Source organism: Sunxiuqinia sp. sy24 (assembly GCF_052677165.1).
Map to the genome: position 1 here is coordinate 85,057 of NZ_JBQYLH010000015.1, position 22,579 is coordinate 107,635.

The following is a 22,579-nucleotide window of genomic DNA, read 5'->3' on the forward strand; positions in this document are numbered from 1 at the left end:
TTTTAGGGTGTTACAAATTAGAATCCAACGTTTACGCCGAAACTGAATGAACGCATTCCCGGCAATGCACCAAACATTAAGCCCTGTGCATTACCTGCTGTTAAACTTGTAGCCTCTGGGTTGATTTTGTCAGGCATGGAGGAGTGAAAGTAGAACAGGTCACGTCCGGTAACCGAAAGGTTCAGACTTTGTATAAATCCTGTTTTTTGTAAGATCTCTGACGGAACCCTGTAGCTGAGTGTGATCTCGCGTAGTTTGATCCAATTGTTTTTCACGATCGAAGGAGTGGAAAGGTTTCCGCCACCCCACGAACCCAGCCGCCCGTATTTCCAGATGTAGTGAACCACGTTCGTATTGGGTGTTCCGTCTTCCAGATCGCCTTCCATAACAATACCGTGGTTAGCCTGTGTCCCATCAGGATAAGTAAAAGGCAGACCTCCGCCGTTTCTTTCCTCAAGGGTCTCCGGACTCAGCCCTGATGACAGTGATGTTGCATAGTCTCCACTCCAGATATCTGCTCCCCAGCTGTAATCAACCAATGCATACAGGCGGAGGTTTTTGTAACGGAGCGTGTTGCTGATACCCCCCATCAGGTCGGGTGTGGCATTCCCCAGTTTAACCCGGGTGTCAGTGGTTTTGTAAAGCGTCCCCACTACCTTGCCATCGCCATCCAATCGGGTTTCGACCACCTTGTTTCCTTTGTCGTTATATACGTAATCCCAACCGTAAATATTACCATATTCTTCGCCTACATCTACCTGAACCACCGGGCCTGCATCGCCAAAGAATTGGCCGATGATAATGGTTTTGTTTATCCCGTCAAGCGAGAGAAGTTTATTCTGGTTTCGCGAACCATTGAAGCCCAGTGTCCAGTCGATGTCGTTGGTGCGGATGATATCGTAGCTGGCAATGATCTCGAAACCTTTGTTTTCCATCTCACCCGAGTTGAACTCAACATTGCTGTAACCCGATGATACTGGAATTGGCGCACTCATGATTTGATTGTCTGAAACAGCTTTGTAATACGTGAAGTCGAACATTAAGCGGTTTTCGAGGAAGCGAATGTCCAGACCAGCTTCGTAGGACCTGGAGCGTTGCGGTTTCAACTCGGTTGGAGGAAGGGTATTTTTGATGCTGTGTGTTGGATATCCAGCAAATGAACCTGACTCGAAAGTTGGCAGCAATTTGTATGGAGCAGCATCGGTGGCTGCTTCGGCATAGGCTAGGCGAAGCTTCCCAAACGACAGCCAGTCTTTTTGCGCCACTTCGCTGAAAACAAAACTCAGCGATGTTGACGGGTAGAAGTACGAATTGTTGTTCGATGGGAGGGTCGATGACCAGTCGTTTCTTCCGGTTGCCTGGAAGAACAGGTAGTCACTGTAACTCAAATCAAGGAACCCGTATATCGAGTTGATCCTCTTTTCCAAACGTGATTCGGAAGGAACCTGGTAGGCCTGTACCAGACCTCCTTGCTTTGATATGTCGTAGTTCTGGAATGAATAGATCCACGGATCTTTGAACGTTCCTCCGCTTCTTCCGCTCATTCCATACAGTTCGCGCGACCAGCGGGTTCCACCAGCCGAAACGCTTGCATCGAGGTTGCTCATGAAATCATTCTTGTGAACGGTTGCCAGAAAATCATAGTTTTTTACCATTTCACGAGCCATACTATGTGTATACAATCCATTCAAGCCGGCAATATCGGTGGGCTTGTTGCGGGTTTCAATGTCCTGATTGTTATAGTCCATACCACCCCGGGCCATGAAGGTAAGCCAGTCCGTTGGCGTGTAATCTATTTTTATGGCTCCCAAAAACTGGTTGCGTTGCTGTGTCCTGTTCTGTTCATAAATATTCCAGAATACATCGTAAGCGTTTACCCCGTATGGATTATTATTGTTGTTATTTTTTGTGCCATCTTCTCTTTTATAGTTCTGAAAGTCCAACTCCGGGCGGTAATCTACCGGATAGTTGTACACGAATTTCGTAAAGAAATCATTGGTGGTGGTCATATTCATACCGTTAAGCCTGTAGTGATCGTTGTAGGTGACGGATACTTCTGCTTTCAGAACATCAGAGATGTTCATGTTTGAACCAATTGAAATGTTGGTCCTTTTGTAGTTACTATTATCTATCACGGCGTCGTTGCTGGTGTGACCGATCCCTACACGTACAGACCCGAAGTCGCCAGCATTCGAGAACGAGACGTTGTGGGTTTGCTGAATACCATTGCGATAGTAGAATTCCTGGTTGTCGGGCTGCGGAGAATGCGGCCGCATTTCACCGTCCCACCACTTAATAAGAGTTCCATCCATTTTGCGACCCCACGAAGTGGAATATCCATGCCAGGTGAAGGCTTGTGAGTCGTAGGTCCACATACCATGTGGCATTTTACCATAGATGGCTTCATAGCGATCGCCCGACCAGCGCTGACGGGGATACAGAATATTTCCGTCAGCATCTTTTTCATACAGCTGGTCGTTGTCGGCTGTATACATGGCCATTGCCGGGCCACCATAACCGTAAACGTTTTGTTGTTCGCGAAAACGGTATGGATCGGTAATTTTGTGGTTATAAGAATAGTTAACGCCTATTCCTTTTTTCTTGGTCCCTTTCTTGGTGGTGATCAGGATTACTCCATTTGCACCACGTGCTCCGTAAAGTGCGGCAGCCGCTGGCCCTTTCAGTACGTTCATTTCTTCAACATCTTCCGGATTCAGGAAGTTAATAGCCGTACCATAGTCGGTAATGCTTGAGGTGTTCTCTGTTGTTCCGCTGATGTTTACCGAAGGATTGTTCTCGAGCGGAATACCATCTACAATGAACAATGGCTGGTTGTTACCGGTAATGCTGTTGTTGCCACGGATTACAATCCTTGTTGAACCACCGTCCAGCTGGTTGGCGTTAGTAATACCTACTCCCGCGAGTTTTCCCGAAAGTGAGCTTGCCATGTTTGGCGAGTTGGATTGCACGAGGGCATCTCCTTTAACAATTTGGGTGATGTAACCCAGGGCTTTTGCTTCTCTCTTAATTCCCAAAGCAGTAACCACCACTTCGTCAATGCCGATTTCGTTTGAATCTAGCCGAACATCGATCGTCTGACGACCATCAACATTCACTTCTTTGGTTCCCATCCCCACAAACGAAAAAGAAATTACTGCGTCAGAAGCCACCTGAATGGTGTACTTTCCATTGGCATTCGTAATTGTACCATTATTCGTGCCTATTTCAAGGACTGTCACTCCCGGGATTTCTTCCCCTTGTGCATCCCTAACTGTACCACTCACGCTCACTTGCGCGTGAGTTTGCCCGATTAGCAAGAGTGCCAAACAGACTGTACTCATAAATGTCAAGATAATTTTTCTCATAGAACTAAGATTTAGATTAATTTGTGCAGCGAGACTGCACAGGTTAAGACTAAGTTTCTACTTGTACCTATTTATAGTTAGACTGAATTGTTGTCTGATTAAATAAATAGTTATAATAGATCGTCGTAACCTCTAACAAGCTTGACCTCTTTGAAGTAATGACAAGTGCTTGTTAATCGATATTTTGAGGTAATAACGATTGAGTGCATGCTGGATAGGAACTGGAATGTGTTGATTCGCGTCTGCATGATTACCACTCAGAACAATGACTCTTAGGTTCAATAGTTGGATCAAGATGGGCAGTGCTTTACCCATGGCATGACCAACCTTATTTAGTAGCGCAATAGCGAACTCTTCCGATCGCCTGTAGGTTTGATTAATATCTTTTGATGTAAGGTTTAGAAGGTGATGCCGAAAAATGCGCGTGATTTGTGACGTTTTATTCTGCCGAATTTCCTCTTTGGGCAATCGAACCAAAGCCGTTATCGAGGCAGGAGTATTTAGCGAGCTTTGCTGGGGGCGATTGATTACTCCCTCAGAAAGACTTAAATCAGCAGACCTGGTATTTGCTGCGTACAGTATTTTGAGAACCTCTTTTTTTTGTCGGTATTTTTTCATCTCATTCCCCAAAAATTAAGTTACGTTAGTTTCTTTTCAGGAGAACCATTTTGTCTGGTGGAATTTTATCATCAGGAAACAAGTTCTGAAGAATATTCCATATGTCAGCAATGCTTTTGCTCCTATTTTTCAAAGCATGTTATATAATATATTTATCTCATCCTTAGGGGGGTGTGGGGTAGTTTGCTAAGTTATTAATATTAATTGCCTACCCTTTGGCTGAGTGAAGCAGAAACTTAAAGTTCTGACTGCTGATGGGAGGTTGAAATCCGTGTCGTGATGATCAAGCATGCTTTTCTTTGCGCTGGCTCAAATTTGTGTCAGAGCAAAGAAAATTCCTATGCAATGGGAGGGGGCTCTAATTATAAATAACAGCGAGCGGGGAAGTGCTTTTCGGCCCGTTTGCAAGCATTTATTATTCAAAACGATTATAAATTACTGAAATTTCAAATTAATAGAATTTTGGTTCTGAAATTTACAATTGCTTGTTTATCGGCTTGTTTGCTTGATGGATCGTAATTTAATCGACTTGTTTTTAAGGAATTGACTTATAGCTTCCATTGATCGGACAGGGTTTTCTTTTATTTTTGATTCCCAATGAACCAAAATGACGCTAACTAACGCCCAAAATGTCTTCCCGATTGGACTGTTTTGCATTTTGCCGAAGTCAGTTTTCCGCCATTTGGTCTGAAAAACAAAAAATATAGACTGCTTTTAAATTGACAATGATGAAGAAATTGATGGGCTTGCTTTGCCTCATGGGGATGATTTTGTTTGGAAATGCACAAGAGAAGAAGGGCAAAGACCTGAATCTGAATTTATACGGATTTGTGCGGAATGAGATTTTTATCGATTCATACAAAGGCTTGGATGCTGCCAATGAGTTATTTTACCTGGTTCCGCTCTATGTGGGTCAAGATGCCAATGGCGAAGATATTAATGAGCAGGCTAGCTCGAATTTGTCGGCTCTTGCTTCGCGATTGGGCGTTAAAGTTGATGGGCCGGAGATTTTTGGTGCTAAAACCAGCGGTACCATTGAGTTTGATTTTGGCGGAATTGTGAAAACTGATCCGACACTGTTTCGGATTCGCCATGCCAATGTGGTTTTCGACTGGACAAAATCACGTTTGTTGGTAGGGCAGAGCTGGCATCCCTTTTGGGGTGGAGGTGTCTTTCCTACGGTGGCAGGTTTGAATACAGGTTCGCCTTTTCAGGCATTTAATCGTTCGCCTCAAATTCGCTACGATGTTAAAGCCGGCTACTGGACGGTATCCGGAGCTGCGGTTTATGAAAATCAATACACTTCGAAATGTTTTGAGGCCAGTAATTATACTACCCCTACACAGGCACAGCGCAATGGTGTGATGCCTGAGCTGGTTTGGTCAACTGAGTATAATTATAATGGACTAACCCTTGGGGCCGGTGCTCAAATTAAGCGGATTAAACCGCGCATGACGGTGGCCGGAACCGATGGTACGTTCAAAGCAGATGAATTTTTAACCAGCAGTGGTTTTATGGCCTACTTGAAACATCAGAGTCGTCGTTTTAGCTTGACAGCCAAAGGGTATTACGGCCAAAATATGACACACCTGACCATGCTTGGAGGTTATGGCGTGGCCACGCGCGACCTGACAACGGGTGCGGAAACCTATACCAATTACAGCAATTATACCGCTTTGCTCAATATGGTTTATGGGCAAAAGTGGCAGGTTGGGATGACTCTGGGGTACGGCGGAAACTTGGGTGCCGATGCTCCTTTGTATGACGATGGGGTAGGAAAAGGCGTTGTGGCTGGGCTGCTTACGAATGTGCAGGATTTGGCTCGTGTAGCTCCTCATGTGGCACTGAATGTTTCCAAAGTGAGAGTGATTGCTGAATATGAAATGACCACGGCAAACTACGGGGTTGGCGAATTTGACTTCTCGGACGGTTTATATGCCGATAAGCATCTGACAACCAATCACCGTTTCATTGTGATGATGATGTATGTCTTTTAACGATAGAAAAACACACACCAATGTATTGGGAAAAAGAATTTGAGACCATAGAGCGAAAAAAGCTGGAAAAACTACAGCTTGAACGGCTGAAGAAAACGATTCTGGATGCTGGGAAGGCACCGTTTTACAAGCAACTATACCAGCAAAAGGGAATTACAGCTGATAAGCTGAAACACATTGACGACATTCGTCAATTACCATTCACCACCAAACAGGATTTGCGCAATCATTTTCCGTATGGGTTTTTAAGCCGACCGAAGCAAGAGATTATCCGTTTGCACAGCTCAAGCGGAACGACAGGTAATCCAACAGTAATTTTTCATAACCGGCACGACATTAGCAGCTGGTCTAATCTGATGGCTCGTTCCCTGTTTTGTGCCGGTATTCGCGATACCGATGTTTTTCAAAATATATGTGGTTACGGTTTGTTTACTGGAGGTCTTGGTTTTCAATACGGTATTGAGCGGTTGGGGTGTTTGAGCATTCCTGCCGGAGCGGGTAACAGCCTGCGTCAAATCAAACTGATGCAAGATTACGGTACTACGGTGGTCCATGCTATTCCTAGTTATTTGGGACGTTTGTATGAGGTTTTTCAGGCCGAAGGGCTGGATCCGCGGAAGGATACCGACTTGCGTCTGTTTGTGATAGGTGCCGAGCCTCATACTGAAGAGCAACGGCAACGTATTGAAGAGCTGTTTGGGGTAAAAGCCTACAATTCGTTCGGACTGTCAGAAATGAATGGCCCCGGAGTGGCTTTTGAATGTACGCATCAAGCCGGCTTGCACATTTGGGAAGACGCCTACCTGGTCGAAATTCTCGATCCGGAGACTTTGGAGCCGGTTCCTGATGGAGAGATTGGGGAGCTGGTGATGACCACCCTGGATCGCGAAGCCATGCCGCTTGTTCGTTATCGTACGCGCGACTTAACACGAATTATTCCGGGGTCATGTGCCTGTGGGCGCACGCATGCCCGAATTGACCGGATTGCAGGTCGTAGTGATGATATGTTCATCATTAAGGGGTGTAATGTATTCCCCATGCAGATTGAAGGGGTGCTACTAAAGATTCCGGAAGTAGGCTCCGATTACCTCATTACCCTTGAACATGTGGATGGGGTGGATGAAATGATTGTTGAGGTGGAAGTTAGGAGAGATTGGTTTAATGGAGATATTACACGGTTGGATCGGCTTAGCCGGATGATTACGCATCAAATTCGGGATGAAGTGCTAGCTAAGCCCATCGTCAAACTTGTTGAGCCCGGTTCGCTCCCAAAATCAGAAGGGAAAGCGATACGGGTGAATGACAAACGTGTTTTAGATACTGTGAAAATTTAGAAATTATGGCTTATCAGGTCTCCATTTTTTTGGAAAACAAAACCGGACATTTTGAGCGGGTTACGCGTATTTTAAGAGCGAATACAATCAATATTCGATCCATGACTCTTACGCATACCGCAAGTGGGTGGGGAATTTTAAATCTGCTGGTTGATCAGCCCGAAAAGGCAAAAGAGGCGCTGCAGGCAGATGGCCTTTCGGCTGCTTTGCGCCAAGTGCTTGTGTTTGGTATGGATGATCACCCGGGCGGGCTGGATGAAATCTTGTTGCAATTGGCACAGGCCGGGCTCAACTTTCTGAATGCCTATGGCCGGGTTTTAGAGGATGGGAAAACAGCGTTGCTCATTGTGGATGTGGAGGATTACGAGGTTGCCCTGGAGCTGGTGGCTCAAAACGACCTTTTGCCACTCAGCGATGAACTGGTGTACGGAAACTAAACGAATAAAATAGAAACTTATGTTGGGAATTAACGATCCTTCAATTTACCTGGGCTATCTGTTGGCGGTTTTAAGTTTGCTCTTGTGTATTTGGTATGGAGTAAAAAACTGGAACAAGGGCTGCGAAACGGATGAGCTGGAGCTCCAGGAAGACGTGGCTTGGGAGCTAAAAGACGAACAACTGAAAGAACAACTTTAAACCGGAATTTATGAATACGTTTTCTCTTGGATTGGTCGTCATTACGTATCTGTTGGTGATTGCCTATTTGGGCTATGTGGGATTTAAAAACACAAAAACAGCCAATGATTATTTGTTGGGTGGTCGCGAAATTCATCCTTTTGTGATGGCTGTTTCTTATGGTGCGACCTTTATTTCTACCTCCGCCATCATTGGCTTTGGAGGCATTGCGGGGGTTTATGGCATGGGGCTGATTTGGCTTACGGTGTTAAATATTTTTATAGGAGTGTTTATTGCCTTTGTATTTTTCGGAAGGCGCACACGAAAGATGGGGCACAACCTGGATGCCCATACGTTCCCCGAGTTTTTAGGGAATCGCTTTCAATCCAAAAAGATTCAGATGTTTAGTGGGGGGATTATTTTTCTTGCGATGCCCTTGTACGCCGCGGTGGTACTTGTTGGAGGCGCTCGCTTTATAGAAAGCATTTTTGACATCGATTTTGGCATTGCCCTGACTTTCTTCTCACTGGTGATTGCCGCTTATGTTATTGCCGGAGGTTTGAAAGGGGTGATGTACACCGATGCACTGCAGGGAGGAATCATGTTTTTGAGTTTATTCTTTCTGCTGGCAATGACCTATATTAAGCTAGGTGGCGTGTCTGGAGCGCATGAGGCTTTAACCAATATGGCCAACTTAGTGCCGGATACACTGCAGACCAAGGGACACCAGGGCTGGACGGCTTTCCCACGCATGGGGTCTGCCTGGTGGTGGGTCTTAACCACCAACATCATCTTAGGAGTCGGTATTGGCGTGCTGGCCCAGCCTCAGCTGGTTGTGCGGTTTATGACCGTCAAAAGTAACCGGGAATTGAATCGTGCGGTGTTAATCGGCGGAATATTCATTTTTGTGGTTACCGGCTTTATTTATACCGTTGGTGCCTTGTCAAACCTGTACTTTTTTCAGCAAACAGGGCAGCTGGCTATCGAAGTGGGGCAGGGAAATGTCGACCTGATTATTCCCGAATTCCTTAATGCAGCTATGCCCGAGTGGTTTGTTTACCTGTTTATGCTGGCCTTGCTTTCGGCGGGCATGTCTACCTTGAGTTCGCAGTTTCATACCATGGGAACCGCCATTGGACGAGATTTCTTCGAAAATCTTTTCCCTGGTAAGGTTCTGAATAGCATGCTGATTTCCCGAATTGGAATTGTAGTAGCTATACTTGTCAGCATAATCATTGGCTATAACTTACCCATTGGAATTGTGGCGCGAGGGACTGCCATTTTCTTTGGAATTTGTGCTGCTGCTTTTTTGCCTGCTTATTTTGCCGGGCTTTACTGGAAAGGAGCCACTCGTTCCGGAGCTCAATGGAGCATGGTTGCGGGGGTGCTTGCCAGCGCCTTTATGCTGGCTATGGTACATCAGTCCGAGTCAGCGCCACTGGGTATTTGTCAGGCAATATTTGGAAAAGATGTCTTGATTGACCAGTTCCCCTGGATGATTATTGATCCGATAATGATTGCTTTGCCGCTCTCCATCTTAGTGATGGTGGGGGTGAGCGTGATGACACAAAAAGTAGAACCAAAACATTTGGATGCCTGCCTTAAAGGCATTCGTTAATCTATAGATAAGCTATGATCTGGAATGAAAAGATAGAATGCGCCAGCCGCGAAGAGATGAAGTCCGTTCAGTCGGAGCGCCTGGTCGATACGGTAAAGCGGATTTACCATAACATCCCAAGCTACCGGAAAAAAATGCAGGAAGTAGGGCTGGTACCCGATGATATCAAGTCGATTGATGATTTGTCGAAATTGCCTTTTACCACCAAGCAGGACCTGCGCGACAACTACCCTTTTGGCATGTTTACTGTACCCATGAGCGAAATTGTTCGGGTACATGCTTCTTCCGGCACAACCGGAAAGCCTACAGTAGTGGGGTACACCCGCAAAGATTTAAACACCTGGGCCGAGGTGGTTACCCGCACCTTGTGCATGGCTGGTGTACATCGTAACGACATGGTGCAGATTGCCTATGGTTATGGGTTGTTTACCGGAGGCCTGGGACTTCATTATGGTTGCGAGAATCTGGGTGCTTCGGTCATTCCTATTTCCGGAGGAAACACGCAAAAACAGCTCCAGCTGATGCAGGATTTTGGCACTAGCGTTATTGCTTGTACGCCTTCTTACGCGCTCTTCCTGGCTGAAGCTATGGCCGATGCAGGAATCAAAACAGAAGATTTGAACCTCCGGGTGGGCATTTTTGGTGCTGAGCCCTGGACGGAGGAAATGCGCCGCGAAATTGAAAATAAATTGGGTTTAAAAGCCATCGATATTTATGGTTTAAGTGAGGTGATTGGACCGGGTGTTTCGTGCGAATGCGAACACCAGTGTGGCATGCATGTGAACGAAGATCATTTTATTCCTGAAATTATTCATCCTGAAACCTTAGAGCCGCTGCCTGCCGGAGAAGTTGGTGAGCTGGTCTTTACAACGGTAACCAAAGAGGGCATTCCGATTATTCGCTACCGTACACGCGATTTGACGCGTTTGAATTACGATAAATGCACCTGTGGCAGAACACTGGTTCGCATGGAAAAATGTAAGGGCAGGAGCGATGACATGTTGATCATCCGTGGGGTAAATGTTTTTCCATCGCAAATTGAGAGTGTGTTGTTGGAAATGAGCGAAACGGAACCTCATTATTTGCTTATTGTGGAGCGGGACGGTAATTTAGATAGCCTGAAACTTATGGTAGAAGTGCAGGAGCAGTTTTTCTCTGATGAGGTGAAGCAGCTGGAAGTGTTACGCAAAAAAATTACGCATAACATTGAAAGTACGCTGGGCATTTCAGTGAATGTGAAATTGGTTGAACCCAAAACAATCGAACGTACGGCAGGTAAAGCCAAGCGGGTAATTGATAACCGAAAATTATAGGAGGTTGATATGATTATTAAACAACTAGCGGTTTTTCTAGAAAACAAGGGCGGACGCCTGAATGAAGTTTCTCAGTTGATGAGTGATGCCGGCATTAATATGTCAGCCTTTAGTGTGGCCGATACCTCAGAGTTTGGTATTCTGCGAATGATTGTATCTGACCCGGATAGGGCTTACCAAGTGCTGAAAGAGGCCAGCTTTTCGGTCAATCTAACAGAGGTGGTATGCCTGAGTAGCCCGAATGTTCCGGGCGCTTTAGCCAAAGCCTTGAATATTTTATCGTCTGAAGAAGTCTTTATTGAGTATCTTTACGCGTTTTCAATGGATAAACAATCGGCCAACATTGTGTTGAAACCGGCCAACATTGAGAAATGTATTAAAGTACTACAAGATCATCAGATGGAACTGGTTCGCGCCAGTGATCTGTATAAACTCTAAAGAATAAGCGGTCATGCGGAAACTTAGCACCACTGAAAAATTCCTGATCAGTTTTATATTGATCCTGCTTTTAGCCATTGCTTTTAGCTGGAAGGATTTTTCGAAACGGGTGAAAGATGGGTTGAAAGGTCAGACAACAGAGCAGGTTCAGGAGTAAAAAAACAGACGAAAGCCTTGTATGTTCTCGTCTTCCTGAAAGCTTGGTTCTGATGAAAGGATATTCATTTTTTTGTTAATTTTTATTGGGCCGTTGTTTGTTCCCGAGGGTTATAAAGACGTTTTTGCGTAAATTGTCCCGGACTAATCCTGCGGGATTTTTTAATCGATAATAAAAAGGTATGAAGAAAATTGCTATTCAGGGAATTGCAGGTTCCTTTCACGAAGATGCTGCAAGGAATTATTTTGGAGATCAAGAGATTGACGTGATGGAGTGCAGATCCTTTCAAGGCGTATGCGAGCAGATTGATTCTGACCAGGTTGACATTGCGGTAATGGCTATTGAAAACTCAATTGCCGGGAGTATTATTCAGAATTACTCGCTCATCCGCGATTATCACCTGCGCATTATTGGTGAAATATACATCCATATTCAGATGAATTTGATGATGCTTCCGGGCGCTAAACCCGAAGATGTCAAAACCATTTATTCGCATCCAATTGCAATCCGCCAATGTACAGAGTACATTGAGAAGTATTTTCCAAATGCTAAAATCAGAGAGAATCAGGATACAGCTGCATCCGGGAAACTGTTGGTTGAGGAAAACCTGACGGACGCTGCAGCGATCGGGAACCTCCGTACAGCTGAATTGTACGGATTAAATGTGATTGACAAAGGGATTGAGAGCAATAAGAAAAATTATACCCGTTTCTGGATTTTGTCGAAACACGCCAATCACTCCGACGAAAACAATAAAGCATCTATTTGCTTTGAAGTGGGGCATTATTATGGAGCATTGGCTAAAGTGCTGAATATTTTCGCTGAAAATAAAATCAACCTGAATCGAATTTTGTCGGTTCCGATTCTTGGTAAACCCAATGAGTACACGATCCATGTTGATGTGGAATGGGATTCGACCGGGAATTACGAACATGCCATTCATTTAATTTTGAAAAATGTTTCCAGTTTATCTATTTTAGGAGAATATGTCCGAGGAGAATTGGAGATACAAAATCAATAATAAAATACGTGAATTATGAGTAAAATAGGATTGTTTTTTGGGCCTGAAAAAGGATCAGTACATCGTGCCGCAGAGAAGGTTGCTGCCGCCATTGGAACTGATAAAGTGGATATGGTTTCTGTGAATAGCGCCACCGCAGCTGACCTCGAAAAATATGATAAAATTATTTTTGGGATTTCAACCGTAGGGAAAGAAACCTGGGATTCAGAATATTCAAATACCGATTGGAGCAAGTTTTTCCCTGAAGTGAGCAAAGCCAGCTACGAAGGAAAAGTGGTTGCTCTTTTTGGTTTGGGAGATCACGTCACTTATCCCGGTCATTTTGTGAATGCCATGGGACGATTGGCCAAAGAACTGAACAAGCAAAATGTGAACATCGTTGGAGCCGTTGATCCTTCTGGATACGAGTTTGAAGAGTCCGAAGCTCTGATTGATGGACAGTTTGTAGGCTTGCCACTTGATGAAGATTTTGAGCCCGACCTTTCCGATGAACGAATTGCGAACTGGCTCGAATCGATTAAAGCTGACTTCGGATTGTAAATCGGAAAATATGATATAATTCAGGTCGTTAAAAAGGCCTGAATTTCTTTTAATTTAGATTGATTTATTTCAAAAAAATATCAATTCTATTCTTTCACTCTGCAAGTTATGTCGATTTGTAAAACCTGCTCAGCAATACTTTGCAGTTCTTTGGTAAATCGGGAATACTTTGCTTTTTTTAATGAGGATTTCTGTCTGCTATTAAAAAATAACGAAGGTAAAGTGGTCTGAGTTTGACGAATTTTGACCAATCGTATCTTCGGATGGATAATAGCTGCGGGAGTTGTTCTGCTAATTTTAATGCATGAAAAAGACACCAATAGATCAACAACTCGTTGAACGGAATATTGCCAGACTACGAATTGAAAATGTCGGTCAGGCATCGATACGGGAAATTGTAGCTTTAGTCAACTTAATAGAAGAAGAAGGTAGCGACAAGTTTGTCCGTATGGAGATGGGCGTGCCGGGGCTGCCACCTGCTCAGGTGGGAACTGATGCCGAAATTAAAGCGCTGAAATCAGGCGTGGCCTCCAAATACCCGATGATGGATGGCATTAAGCCGCTGAAGTACGAAGCTTCCCGTTTTGTCAAATCATTCATGAATGTGGATGTTGATCCGTCGGGATGTATTCCAACAGTGGGCTCCATGCAGGGAACCTATGCCGCACTTCTGGTGGCGGCCAATGTTGATCCGAAAAAAGATACAGCCTTGTTCATCGATCCCGGCTTTCCGGTGCAAAAGCAGCAAATGCTGGTGATGGGGCACAAATACGAAACCTTCGATGTGTTTAATTACCGGGGAGAGAAGTTGCGCGAAAAATTGGAGCAGTTTCTTTCAAAGGGAAACATTAATTCCATTATTTATTCAAACCCCAATAACCCCAGCTGGATTTGTTTTACCGAAGATGAACTCCAAATTATTGGAGAATTAGCAAATAAATACGATGTTATTGTGATGGAAGACCTGGCTTATTTTGCCATGGATTTCCGGAAAGACTTATATACACCGGGCAAAGAGCCGTACCAGTCGACTGTGGCACGCTACACGGATAATTACGTTTTGTTCGTTTCCAGCTCGAAAATATTTTCCTATGCCGGTCAGCGTTGCGGCATGATGATTATTTCTGATGCACTTTTTAATCGCGACTACGACAATCTGAAAACCCGGTTTGAGAGCAATACCTTTGGCAATACAATCGTGTTAAGGGTGCTTTATACGCTTTCTTCAGGAACCAGCCATTCGGCTCAGTATGCGTTGGCGGCCATGTTTAAAGCTGCCAGCGACGGAAAGTTCAACTTCATTAATGAGGTGAAGGAGTATGGAGCGAAAGCTAAAATCATGAAAGAAATTTTCCTGAGACATGGCTTTTACATCGTTTACGAGAAAGATGGAGAAGAACTGGTGGGCGATGGTTTTTACTTCACCATTGGTTATCCCGAAATGACCGGCGAAGAACTGCTGGCCAATTTGCTTTACTATGGAGTAAGTGCCATTACCTTGAAGAATACCGGTAGTGAAAAAGAAGGCTTGCGGGCTTGTGTCTCGCATGTTCAGCGTAATCAATTTGATGATTTAGACAAACGGCTGGACTTGTTTGCCGCTGCTTTTCCTGTGAACTAATCGATCGAAGATAGAGAAATGAGTGCCTATTCAATAAATACACCTGATAATTCAACCTTGATTCATTTGAAGGCGTATTTCTCGAAACAGGTGCCTGTTTTGTTGAAGAAGGGCGAGCCGTTTTTGGCTTACGATGAACCCAATCAAAAGCTGGGGATTTTGCTGCGTGGCCTAATGTATGCCACCTATGTTGCTGAGAGTGGACAGGAGTGGATTTCGCGTTTTTTTTATCTGCCACATAATGCCATTGTCAGTAGTCACGACTCCTTTTTGTCTGGTGAAAATTCATCAGAAGCCATTTGTGCCTATGAAGATTCTGAAATCATTTATATCACGAAACCGGAGTTTGATGAGATGCTGGCGAGCAGTAGCGATTTGCAAAGCTTGGTGATGCGCATGGCGGAGGAAAGTTATGTCAATGCCTTAAAAAGAGTGCACATGCTGCAATCCTTAACGGCATCGCAGCGGGTAAAGAAATTTGTGAAAGACCACGGTGATCTGGTTTCCAGGGTACAGCGACAGCATATTGCGTCCTATCTGGGTGTTCACCGCAATATTTTCACGCGGATATTGAATAAAATTTGAAACGATGATGATAATTAGTCAGACAATCAGCGGCGTGAATTTGAGCGACTTCGACCTGTCAGACTCGTTTGACTTGATCGTTCGAAATACGAAACTGATGAATATGCAACATTTGTTGCAAGCTCATCAGTGCTGATGTTTTAGATTTGTAAGTCCGGCTTGAACAGGCCGCAGCATGCGGGAAGTCGGTTTTTTTGAGTGGAGAAATTTTTAAAATAAAGAACCATGGCAAAAGTAGTAGGTGCAGTTGTTGTTGACACTGAGGAATGTAAAGGTTGTGGCCTTTGCGTTGTTGCTTGTCCGCAGCAGGTTTTAGGACAAAATAAACAGGTAAATAGCCGGGGATATCATTATTCCTTCATGGAAAATCCCGAAGCTTGTATTGGCTGTTCAAACTGCGCGGTAGTTTGTCCGGATACCTGTATCACGGTATACCGCGTTAAGATCTAATTTCTGTTAACATTAAAAAGATTCAATAGATGGGAGAATTAAGATTAATGAAAGGGAATGAGGTAATTGCAGAAGCCGCCATTCGGTGTGGCTGCGACGGTTACTTTGGTTACCCGATCACCCCTCAATCAGAGGTGATGGAAACGTTAATGGACCGCGAACCCTGGGATGAAACCGGTATGGTTGTTCTGCAGGCCGAAAGTGAAGTGGCCTCTATAAATATGGTTTATGGGGCAGCGGGATCCGGAAAAAAAGTGATGACTTCTTCTTCAAGTCCCGGAATCAGCTTAATGGCAGAAGGTATTTCTTACATTGCCGGAGCTGAATTGCCGTGTTTAATTGTGAATGTGCAACGTGGAGGCCCGGGATTGGGGACTATTCAGCCATCACAGGCAGATTATTTCCAGTCGACAAAAGGTGGCGGACATGGTGATTATCGACTCATCGTACTGGCTCCGTCTTCGGTTCAGGAAATGAATGACTTTGTTGATTTGGGCTTCGAATTGGCCTACAAATACCGCAATCCAGCCATGATTTTGACGGATGGTGCCATTGGTCAGATGATGGAAAAAGTGGAGTTAAGCGACTATAAACCCCGCATGACTGCTGAAGAAATTGACGCTAAATGTGGAAGCTGGGCAACCAATGGGAAGAAGGCAAACCGCGATTACAATGTCATTACTTCGTTGGAAATGGACTCGGCCAAAATGGAAAGCAATAACATGCGTTTCCAGGAAAAATACAAACAAATGGAAGAGGACGAAGTTCGTTACGAAATGTTTCAGTGTGAAGATGCTGAGTACATTTTAGTGGCTTTTGGTTCTTCGGCCCGTATTTGTCAAAAATCGGTTGACTTGGCTCGTGCCAAAGGCTTGAAAGTAGGCTTGCTAAGACCTATTACGCTGTACCCGTTCCCGAAAAAGCCGATTGCAGAGCTCTCGAAAAGAGTAAAAGGCTTTTTGACTGTTGAAATGAATGCTGGACAAATGATTGAAGATGTTCAGCTAGCCGTTGGATGTGCCAATAGTTCGGCAGCAGTGAAATACTTTGGCCGGTTAGGTGGAATTATTCCTACGCCGGGTGAAGTAGTGGAAGCATTGGAACAAAAACTTATTGAAGCTTAAAAAGATGGATATTAAAGATATTATTAAGCCCGCAAACCTGGTTTACGAGAAACCCAAATTGCTGACCGATAAAACCATGCACTATTGCCCGGGCTGTACGCATGGTGTGGTTCACCGCTTGGTGGCCGAAGTGATTGAGGATCTGAACATCCAGGAGAAAACCATTGGTGTTTCTCCGGTCGGATGTTCTGTATTTGCTTACAACTATATCGATATAGACTGGCAGGAAGCAGCTCACGGACGGGCACCTGCTGTGGCTACCGGAATTGCTCGTGTGAATGAGGATAAGGTGGTGTTTACCTACCAGGGCGATGGCGACTTAGCTTCCATTGGGACCGCTGAAATTATGCATGCCTGTAATCGCGGTGAAAATATTGTTGTCATCTTTATCAACAATGCGATTTATGGGATGACTGGCGGACAAATGGCACCGACTACCTTACTGGGACAGGTGACTGCGACCACCCCTTGTGGACGCGACTTGGAGCGCAACGGCTATCCTTTGAAAATTACCGAACTGATTGCGCAATTGCCCGGTACCGCTTATGTTACCCGCCAGTCGGCGCATACCCCTGCTACTGCGCGCAAATGCCGGAAAGCCATTAAAAAGGCCTTCCAGAATGCGCTGGATAAGAAAGGAACATCGTTTGTGGAGGTGGTTTCAACCTGTAACTCGGGCTGGCGCTTGAACCCGGTTGATGCCAATACTTGGATGGAAGAAAACATGTTCCCGTTTTTCCCCATGGGTGATATGAAAGATGGTGAGCGTGATGCTCCGGATGCTTATTTTAAAAAGAACTAAAAAATTGAAATCATGACTGAAGAATTAATTATCGCCGGATTTGGTGGGCAAGGTGTTCTTTCCATGGGAAAAATTTTGGCTTACTCAGGCGTTATGCAGGATCAGGAAGTAACTTGGTTTCCGTCTTACGGTCCCGAAATGCGCGGCGGTACAGCCAACGTATCGGTAATCATTAGCGATGCGCGCATCAGTTCGCCTATCCTGCATGAATTTGATACCGCGATTATCCTGAATCAACAGTCGATGGATAAGTTTGAAAAGACTGTAAAACCGGGTGGTGTACTGCTGTATGATCCCAACGGGATTGTCAATCCTCCCACGCGAACAGATATCAATATTTATAAGATTGAAGGCACAAAGATTGCCGCTGACCTGGGAAATGTGAAGACGTTTAATATGGTGGTGCTGGGCGCTTACCTGAAGGCCAAGCCCATTGTGGAAATGGAAAGTATCCGCAAAGGATTGGAAAAATCGCTTCCTGAGCGTCATCATAAATTGATTCCGCTTAACCTCGAAGCCATCCAGGCCGGGCAGGAAAAGCTGGAAGCTGTCAATGAAATTTAATCTTTCCGATTATACATCGAACAAAAGCCATTCCTTAGGGATGGCTTTTTTATTGGGTGCTTAATTGAGGTGATCCGGGCTTGATTTGTAATTTTTTGTAGTGATGAAATCAAAAAATATAGAACAACAATGCTTTGAAAAACAGAATAACTAACGATCTTTAAGCATCAAATCATTCAACTAACAAACAACTAATCATGCGTAGACCGATTCTGCCTGTCACCTTCGTGCTTTTTCTGTTGGCACAACTTTTCTTTTCTTGTTCAAGAATACAACCGGAAAACTGGACTCACCTTCGTGGAAGCAATTTGGATGGCTTATCGAAATCCGAAAATGTACCCATTCGGTGGAGTGAAACGGAAAATATGGCATGGAAAGTACCTGTAAAAGGTTTAGGCTGGTCATCGCCAGTAGTTTTTGATCAACAAGTTTGGATGACGACGGCTGACCACGATGGAGAATGGTTCTCTGTTGTTTGCCTTGATTTTGATTCAGGTGAGCTGATTCAGGAATTGGAGCTGTACCGCCCCGACTCGGTTCAGCGAATGCACGCCACCAACAGCTATGCCACTCCAACCCCAAGCATTGAAAAGGGTTTTGTTTACGTGCATTATGGCACTTACGGAACGGCCTGTATCGATACCCGGAACTTCGAAGTGGTCTGGAGTCGGACGGATTTAAATTGCGAGCATTTGCAAGGCGCAGCTTCTTCAACCATTTTATACAAGGAGTTGCTGATTGTTCATCTGGAAGGAACCGATGTCCAAAATATTTATGCTCTGAACAAGCATACGGGTGAAACGGTTTGGCAGGTGGGAACGCCTGATCAGAAGGCTTATGAAGAAGTAGCACCGGTTTATCGGAAGTCGTACCAAACACCCTTAATAATTCAGGTTGATGGCCATGATCAGTTGATTACCAACCGATCGCTGTTCGCCATTTCCTACGATCCGCACACAGGAGAGGAGAACTGGCGTGTTTTTTATGGTGAAGATTCGGCTGTAAGCATGCCACTATACTACAACGGCTTGGTGCTGGTTAATTCTGGCTGGGTGCTGTCGCAAGGGGCGCCTTATTTTGCTAAGCTTTTGGCTGTTGATCCTATAGGGAGAGGTGACATCACGGATACGCATGTGGTTTGGCAAACCGATAAGCATGTTCCTCAAACTTCAACTCCGGTGATTGTAGATAGCTTGATGTTTATGATTGAGGAGCGTGGAACACTGACATGTTTGAACCCAGGTAATGGCGAGGTTTATTGGACCGAAAGGCTTAAGGGACATTTCAATTGCTCCCCGATTTATGCTGATGGGGCAATTTATTTTACGAATAATAAGGGAGAAACTACTGTGATTAAGGCAGTGCTGGATTTTGAGCTGCTTGCTGAAAATAGGCTCGATGGAATATTTAAAGCGACGCCAGCTATTTTGAGAGGAGCGATTCTGCAACGAAGTGATAAGTTTTTGTATAAGATTGCAGTAGCGCAAGAGAAATAGTCTGAAGTTGAAATCGAAGCAGAACGAGATACCTCTGGGAATCACGTTTTATTCATCGATCTCGATAGAAAAACAAAACCCGACAAGTTGCCGGGTTTTATATTTGCTATGCTGATTGGGCTTAATAGTCCATTTCCAGATCTGTATTGTGAATCTCGTGCCAAGGTAAGCCGTGTTCGTTCAACGCTTCCATAAATGGGTCCGGGTTGAACTCTTCCACGTTGAAGACACCTTCTTTTTTCCATAAGCCTTTCAGGTACATCATGGCGCCAATCATGGCCGGAACACCAGTGGTGTAGCTAACAGCCTGCGTGCCGGTTTCGGAATAGGCCACTTCGTGGTCGCAGTTATTGTACACGTAATAGGTCTTTTCCTTCCCATCTTTCAAGCCTTTAATGCGGCAGCCGATAGAGGTTTGTCCTTTGTAGTTTTCACCCAAATCTCCTGGGTTAGGTAGAACGGCTTTCAAAAATTGAATCGGAACAATTTCGCGTCCTTCGTACATTACCGGCTCAATGCCAGCCATACCAATATTTTGAATCACGCGTAAGTGCGTCAGGTATTCCTGTCCGAAAGTCATCCAGAAACGTGCCTGTTTAATAGTTGGGAAATTCTTTACCAATGACTCCAGTTCTTCATGAAAAATCAGGTAAGACTCTTTGTGGCCGATATTCGGATAATTCAGAGGTTTATGAATTTCATGTGGCTCGGTTTCTACCCACTGACCATCTTTCCAGTATTTTCCTCTTTGGGTTACCTCCCGGATGTTGATTTCTGGATTGAAGTTGGTGGCAAAAGCTTTTCCATGATCCCCGGCATTGCAGTCGACGATGTCCAGGTAGTGGATTTCGTCAAAATGGTGTTTGGCGGCATGTGCTGTGAAAATGCTGGTAACTCCCGGATCAAAACCACAGCCTAAAATAGCGGTAATCCCTGCTTCTTTAAACCTGTTTTGATATGCCCATTGCCATTTATATTCGAATTTTGCTTCATCTTTGGGTTCGTAGTTCGCGGTGTCCAGGTAACTGACTTCAGTTTCCAAACAGGCATCCATGATCGGAAGATCCTGGTAGGGAAGGGCTACATTGACTACCAGGTCCGGCTTGAAGCTACGGATTAACTCCACCAGCTGGGGCACGTTTTCCGCGTCAACCTGAGCGGTTTGAATACGGTTACCACCAATTTTAGTTGCAATCTCATCACACTTTGCCTTGGTACGGCTTGCCAGCATGATTTCGGTAAAAACCTCAGGAAGCGCAGCCATTTTGTGAGCAACAACTGTTCCCACGCCACCCGCGCCAATGATCAATACTTTTCCCATTAATTCTATCTTTTTTGCATTAAGTAATTTGTTTCAAAGGAACTAAATTTTTTATAATCAATAAAGTACTTTTTTTTCGAAAGTCCAAATTATATTTGGCTTTTAACCTCTTGTTGCTTAGCTAGTTGTTCTGGGTTGAAAGAACAACTCCAGTGTAGCGATAGACTAGAGAGGCCAGATTACGGTAAACAGCAGATGCTTAAAAATGTATTTTCAGAAATGGCTCAAGTCTTTTTTTTGCCTCTTTCTATTGGAGGATTCTTTAGAGAAATAACACATTATTTATCATCGTGGTTGAAAATGATTATTTTTGTCGAATATTACTGGAATAAAACGAAAGGAATATCAAATGGTTACTATAAAAACAGCCGAGCAGCTTAATGCTGAATTCAAGGAGAAAGAAATCGTTGAGACATTGAAAGCCCTGGCCGAAAAGTTCGACGGGAAAGTAGTTTTTACGACGAGCTTTGGTATTGAAGACCAAGTGATCACCGACTTTATCTTTAAAAATGATATCTGCATTAAAGTCATTACGTTGGATACCGGGCGTTTGTTTGAAGAAACGCATAAGGTGTACAATCGCACCCTCGAAAAATATCAGAAGCCTGTTCAGCCGTTGTACCCCCAAAATGAGGAACTGGAAAAATTTGTCGCCGAAAAAGGCCCCAATAGCTTTTACCTTTCGGTAGACAACCGGAAGCGATGCTGTCAGATCCGTAAGGTTGAACCGCTGGGCCGTGCGTTGAATGGCATGGAATGTTGGATAACTGGCTTGCGCGCTTCGCAGTCAAACAACCGGCATGATCTGCAACAATTTGTTTGGGATGGTGGTTTTGAAGTGGTCAAATTTAATCCGCTATTGGATTGGAGCCTGGACGACTGTCGCGAATACGTGAAGGAAAATCAGGTGCCTTACAATGTATTGCACGATCGTGGGTTTGTGAGCATTGGCTGTGCGCCCTGTACCCGCGCTATCCAGCCGGGCGAAGATTTCCGCGCCGGACGCTGGTGGTGGGAAGATAACTCGAAGAAAGAGTGTGGCTTACATACACACTAAAAAATAGAAAACGAAAAGCAGGCCTTGAAAGCCTGCTTTTTTTAGCGGTCAACAATTCGGCGGCCAAATGGCGTAAGGGCCAGGCTCACCAATTTGAAATGTTGCTTGGCAAAGGGGATACCAATGATGGTAATGGCAAAGAGCAAGCCAAAAACCAGGTGACTCAAGGCAATCCAGATGCCACCGATCAGCAGCCAGATTATATTCATAATTGTGGATAAGCACCCCGGCGCATAATCCATGTATTCAATACGTTTGCCAAAAGGCCAAAGCGCCATCTGTGCCATTTTGATACTTTGTAGGCCAAAAGGAATACCGACAATGGTTAAGCACAACAGGACTCCCGCAACCACGTATTCCAGAAAAATGAAAAAGCCGCCAAAAACGACCCAAATAATATTTCCAAGTGTGTTCATGTGTTGATGTACTTTTAAGTTTGCTAGTCTAAAGTAGGGTTTTTCGTTTAGTTGTGCTTTTTATTTTCGGTGAAACATGCTTATTTCGGGATAAATATAGAATGGCGACTTTATTTTGACATCGCTG

The 22,579-nt window shown here is 44.5% G+C and carries 23 protein-coding genes; 19 read left to right on the forward strand and 4 right to left on the reverse strand.

Annotated elements, in window-relative coordinates:
• Window positions 1–17: 17 nt before the first annotated feature.
• The gene (locus ACUNWA_RS13650) at window positions 18–3,365 is read right to left on the reverse strand and encodes a SusC/RagA family TonB-linked outer membrane protein (RefSeq protein WP_445592481.1); all 3,348 of its coding nucleotides are present in this window, start codon (window positions 3,363–3,365) and stop codon (window positions 18–20) included.
• A gap of 132 nt (window positions 3,366–3,497) precedes the next feature.
• Window positions 3,498–3,983, reverse strand: a complete 486-nt coding sequence (locus tag ACUNWA_RS13655) for a hypothetical protein (RefSeq protein WP_445592482.1) — start codon at window positions 3,981–3,983, stop codon at window positions 3,498–3,500.
• A gap of 725 nt (window positions 3,984–4,708) precedes the next feature.
• On the opposite strand from ACUNWA_RS13655, the gene ACUNWA_RS13660 reads away from it, so the two are divergent.
• From ACUNWA_RS13660 to ACUNWA_RS13740, 17 genes are all read left to right on the forward strand, one after another.
• Window positions 4,709–5,980, forward strand: a complete 1,272-nt coding sequence (locus tag ACUNWA_RS13660) for a hypothetical protein (protein ID WP_445592483.1) — start codon at window positions 4,709–4,711, stop codon at window positions 5,978–5,980.
• 20 nt (window positions 5,981–6,000) lie between these two features.
• Window positions 6,001–7,314: a phenylacetate--CoA ligase family protein gene (locus ACUNWA_RS13665; RefSeq protein ID WP_445592484.1), complete on the forward strand. Its 1,314-nt coding sequence runs from the start codon at window positions 6,001–6,003 to the stop codon at window positions 7,312–7,314.
• A gap of 5 nt (window positions 7,315–7,319) precedes the next feature.
• Window positions 7,320–7,751 (forward strand): hypothetical protein, encoded by a 432-nt coding sequence (locus tag ACUNWA_RS13670; protein ID WP_445592485.1) that lies wholly within the window; start codon window positions 7,320–7,322, stop codon window positions 7,749–7,751.
• Between the two features lie 19 nt (window positions 7,752–7,770).
• On the forward strand, window positions 7,771–7,950 hold the full coding sequence (locus ACUNWA_RS13675; protein ID WP_445592486.1) for a symporter small accessory protein: 180 nt from the start codon (window positions 7,771–7,773) through the stop codon (window positions 7,948–7,950).
• Between the two features lie 10 nt (window positions 7,951–7,960).
• A complete protein-coding gene (locus ACUNWA_RS13680) occupies window positions 7,961–9,547 on the forward strand; it encodes a sodium:solute symporter family protein (RefSeq protein WP_445592487.1) in 1,587 nt (528 codons plus the stop codon).
• Between the two features lie 14 nt (window positions 9,548–9,561).
• A complete protein-coding gene (locus tag ACUNWA_RS13685; RefSeq protein ID WP_445592488.1) occupies window positions 9,562–10,860 on the forward strand; it encodes a phenylacetate--CoA ligase family protein in 1,299 nt (432 codons plus the stop codon).
• 9 nt (window positions 10,861–10,869) lie between these two features.
• On the forward strand, window positions 10,870–11,298 hold the full coding sequence (locus ACUNWA_RS13690) for an acetolactate synthase (RefSeq protein WP_445592489.1): 429 nt from the start codon (window positions 10,870–10,872) through the stop codon (window positions 11,296–11,298).
• A 13-nt stretch (window positions 11,299–11,311) separates the two neighbouring features.
• The gene (locus ACUNWA_RS13695) at window positions 11,312–11,455 is read left to right on the forward strand and encodes a hypothetical protein (RefSeq protein WP_445592490.1); all 144 of its coding nucleotides are present in this window, start codon (window positions 11,312–11,314) and stop codon (window positions 11,453–11,455) included.
• Window positions 11,456–11,636: 181 nt separating this feature from the next.
• Complete coding sequence (locus tag ACUNWA_RS13700; RefSeq protein WP_445592491.1) at window positions 11,637–12,476, forward strand: prephenate dehydratase; 840 nt, start codon at window positions 11,637–11,639, stop codon at window positions 12,474–12,476.
• A gap of 15 nt (window positions 12,477–12,491) precedes the next feature.
• The gene (locus ACUNWA_RS13705; protein ID WP_445592492.1) at window positions 12,492–13,016 is read left to right on the forward strand and encodes a flavodoxin; all 525 of its coding nucleotides are present in this window, start codon (window positions 12,492–12,494) and stop codon (window positions 13,014–13,016) included.
• Between the two features lie 304 nt (window positions 13,017–13,320).
• Window positions 13,321–14,637, forward strand: a complete 1,317-nt coding sequence (locus tag ACUNWA_RS13710) for an aminotransferase class I/II-fold pyridoxal phosphate-dependent enzyme (protein ID WP_445592493.1) — start codon at window positions 13,321–13,323, stop codon at window positions 14,635–14,637.
• Window positions 14,638–14,655: 18 nt separating this feature from the next.
• On the forward strand, window positions 14,656–15,222 hold the full coding sequence (locus ACUNWA_RS13715; RefSeq protein WP_445592494.1) for a Crp/Fnr family transcriptional regulator: 567 nt from the start codon (window positions 14,656–14,658) through the stop codon (window positions 15,220–15,222).
• Between the two features lie 225 nt (window positions 15,223–15,447).
• Window positions 15,448–15,672 (forward strand): 4Fe-4S binding protein, encoded by a 225-nt coding sequence (locus ACUNWA_RS13720; protein WP_082326261.1) that lies wholly within the window; start codon window positions 15,448–15,450, stop codon window positions 15,670–15,672.
• A 29-nt stretch (window positions 15,673–15,701) separates the two neighbouring features.
• Window positions 15,702–16,796: a 3-methyl-2-oxobutanoate dehydrogenase subunit VorB gene (locus ACUNWA_RS13725; protein ID WP_445592495.1), complete on the forward strand. Its 1,095-nt coding sequence runs from the start codon at window positions 15,702–15,704 to the stop codon at window positions 16,794–16,796.
• 4 nt (window positions 16,797–16,800) lie between these two features.
• Window positions 16,801–17,598 carry a thiamine pyrophosphate-dependent enzyme gene (locus ACUNWA_RS13730; protein WP_445592496.1) on the forward strand — a complete coding sequence of 266 codons (798 nt, stop codon included), beginning with the start codon at window positions 16,801–16,803 and terminating at the stop codon, window positions 17,596–17,598.
• 12 nt (window positions 17,599–17,610) lie between these two features.
• A complete protein-coding gene (locus ACUNWA_RS13735) occupies window positions 17,611–18,162 on the forward strand; it encodes a 2-oxoacid:acceptor oxidoreductase family protein (protein WP_445592497.1) in 552 nt (183 codons plus the stop codon).
• Between the two features lie 197 nt (window positions 18,163–18,359).
• Window positions 18,360–19,658: an outer membrane protein assembly factor BamB family protein gene (locus ACUNWA_RS13740; RefSeq protein ID WP_445592498.1), complete on the forward strand. Its 1,299-nt coding sequence runs from the start codon at window positions 18,360–18,362 to the stop codon at window positions 19,656–19,658.
• A gap of 121 nt (window positions 19,659–19,779) precedes the next feature.
• Here ACUNWA_RS13740 and ACUNWA_RS13745 read toward each other — a convergent pair whose 3' ends face one another.
• Entirely contained in the window at window positions 19,780–20,979 is a 1,200-nt protein-coding gene (locus ACUNWA_RS13745) for a saccharopine dehydrogenase C-terminal domain-containing protein (RefSeq protein WP_445592499.1), read from the reverse strand.
• Window positions 20,980–21,114: 135 nt separating this feature from the next.
• Here ACUNWA_RS13745 and ACUNWA_RS13750 point away from each other — a divergent pair, with 135 nt between their 5' ends.
• Together ACUNWA_RS13750 and ACUNWA_RS13755 are read left to right on the forward strand one after the other, a co-directional pair.
• Window positions 21,115–21,360, forward strand: a complete 246-nt coding sequence (locus ACUNWA_RS13750; protein ID WP_445592500.1) for a hypothetical protein — start codon at window positions 21,115–21,117, stop codon at window positions 21,358–21,360.
• A complete protein-coding gene (locus tag ACUNWA_RS13755) occupies window positions 21,329–22,036 on the forward strand; it encodes a phosphoadenylyl-sulfate reductase (protein WP_445592501.1) in 708 nt (235 codons plus the stop codon). The genes ACUNWA_RS13750 and ACUNWA_RS13755 overlap by 32 nt, the downstream gene beginning before the upstream one ends.
• Window positions 22,037–22,077: 41 nt before the next feature.
• Here ACUNWA_RS13755 and ACUNWA_RS13760 read toward each other — a convergent pair whose 3' ends face one another.
• The gene (locus ACUNWA_RS13760; protein WP_445592502.1) at window positions 22,078–22,452 is read right to left on the reverse strand and encodes a YccF domain-containing protein; all 375 of its coding nucleotides are present in this window, start codon (window positions 22,450–22,452) and stop codon (window positions 22,078–22,080) included.
• Window positions 22,453–22,579 lie beyond the last annotated feature (127 nt).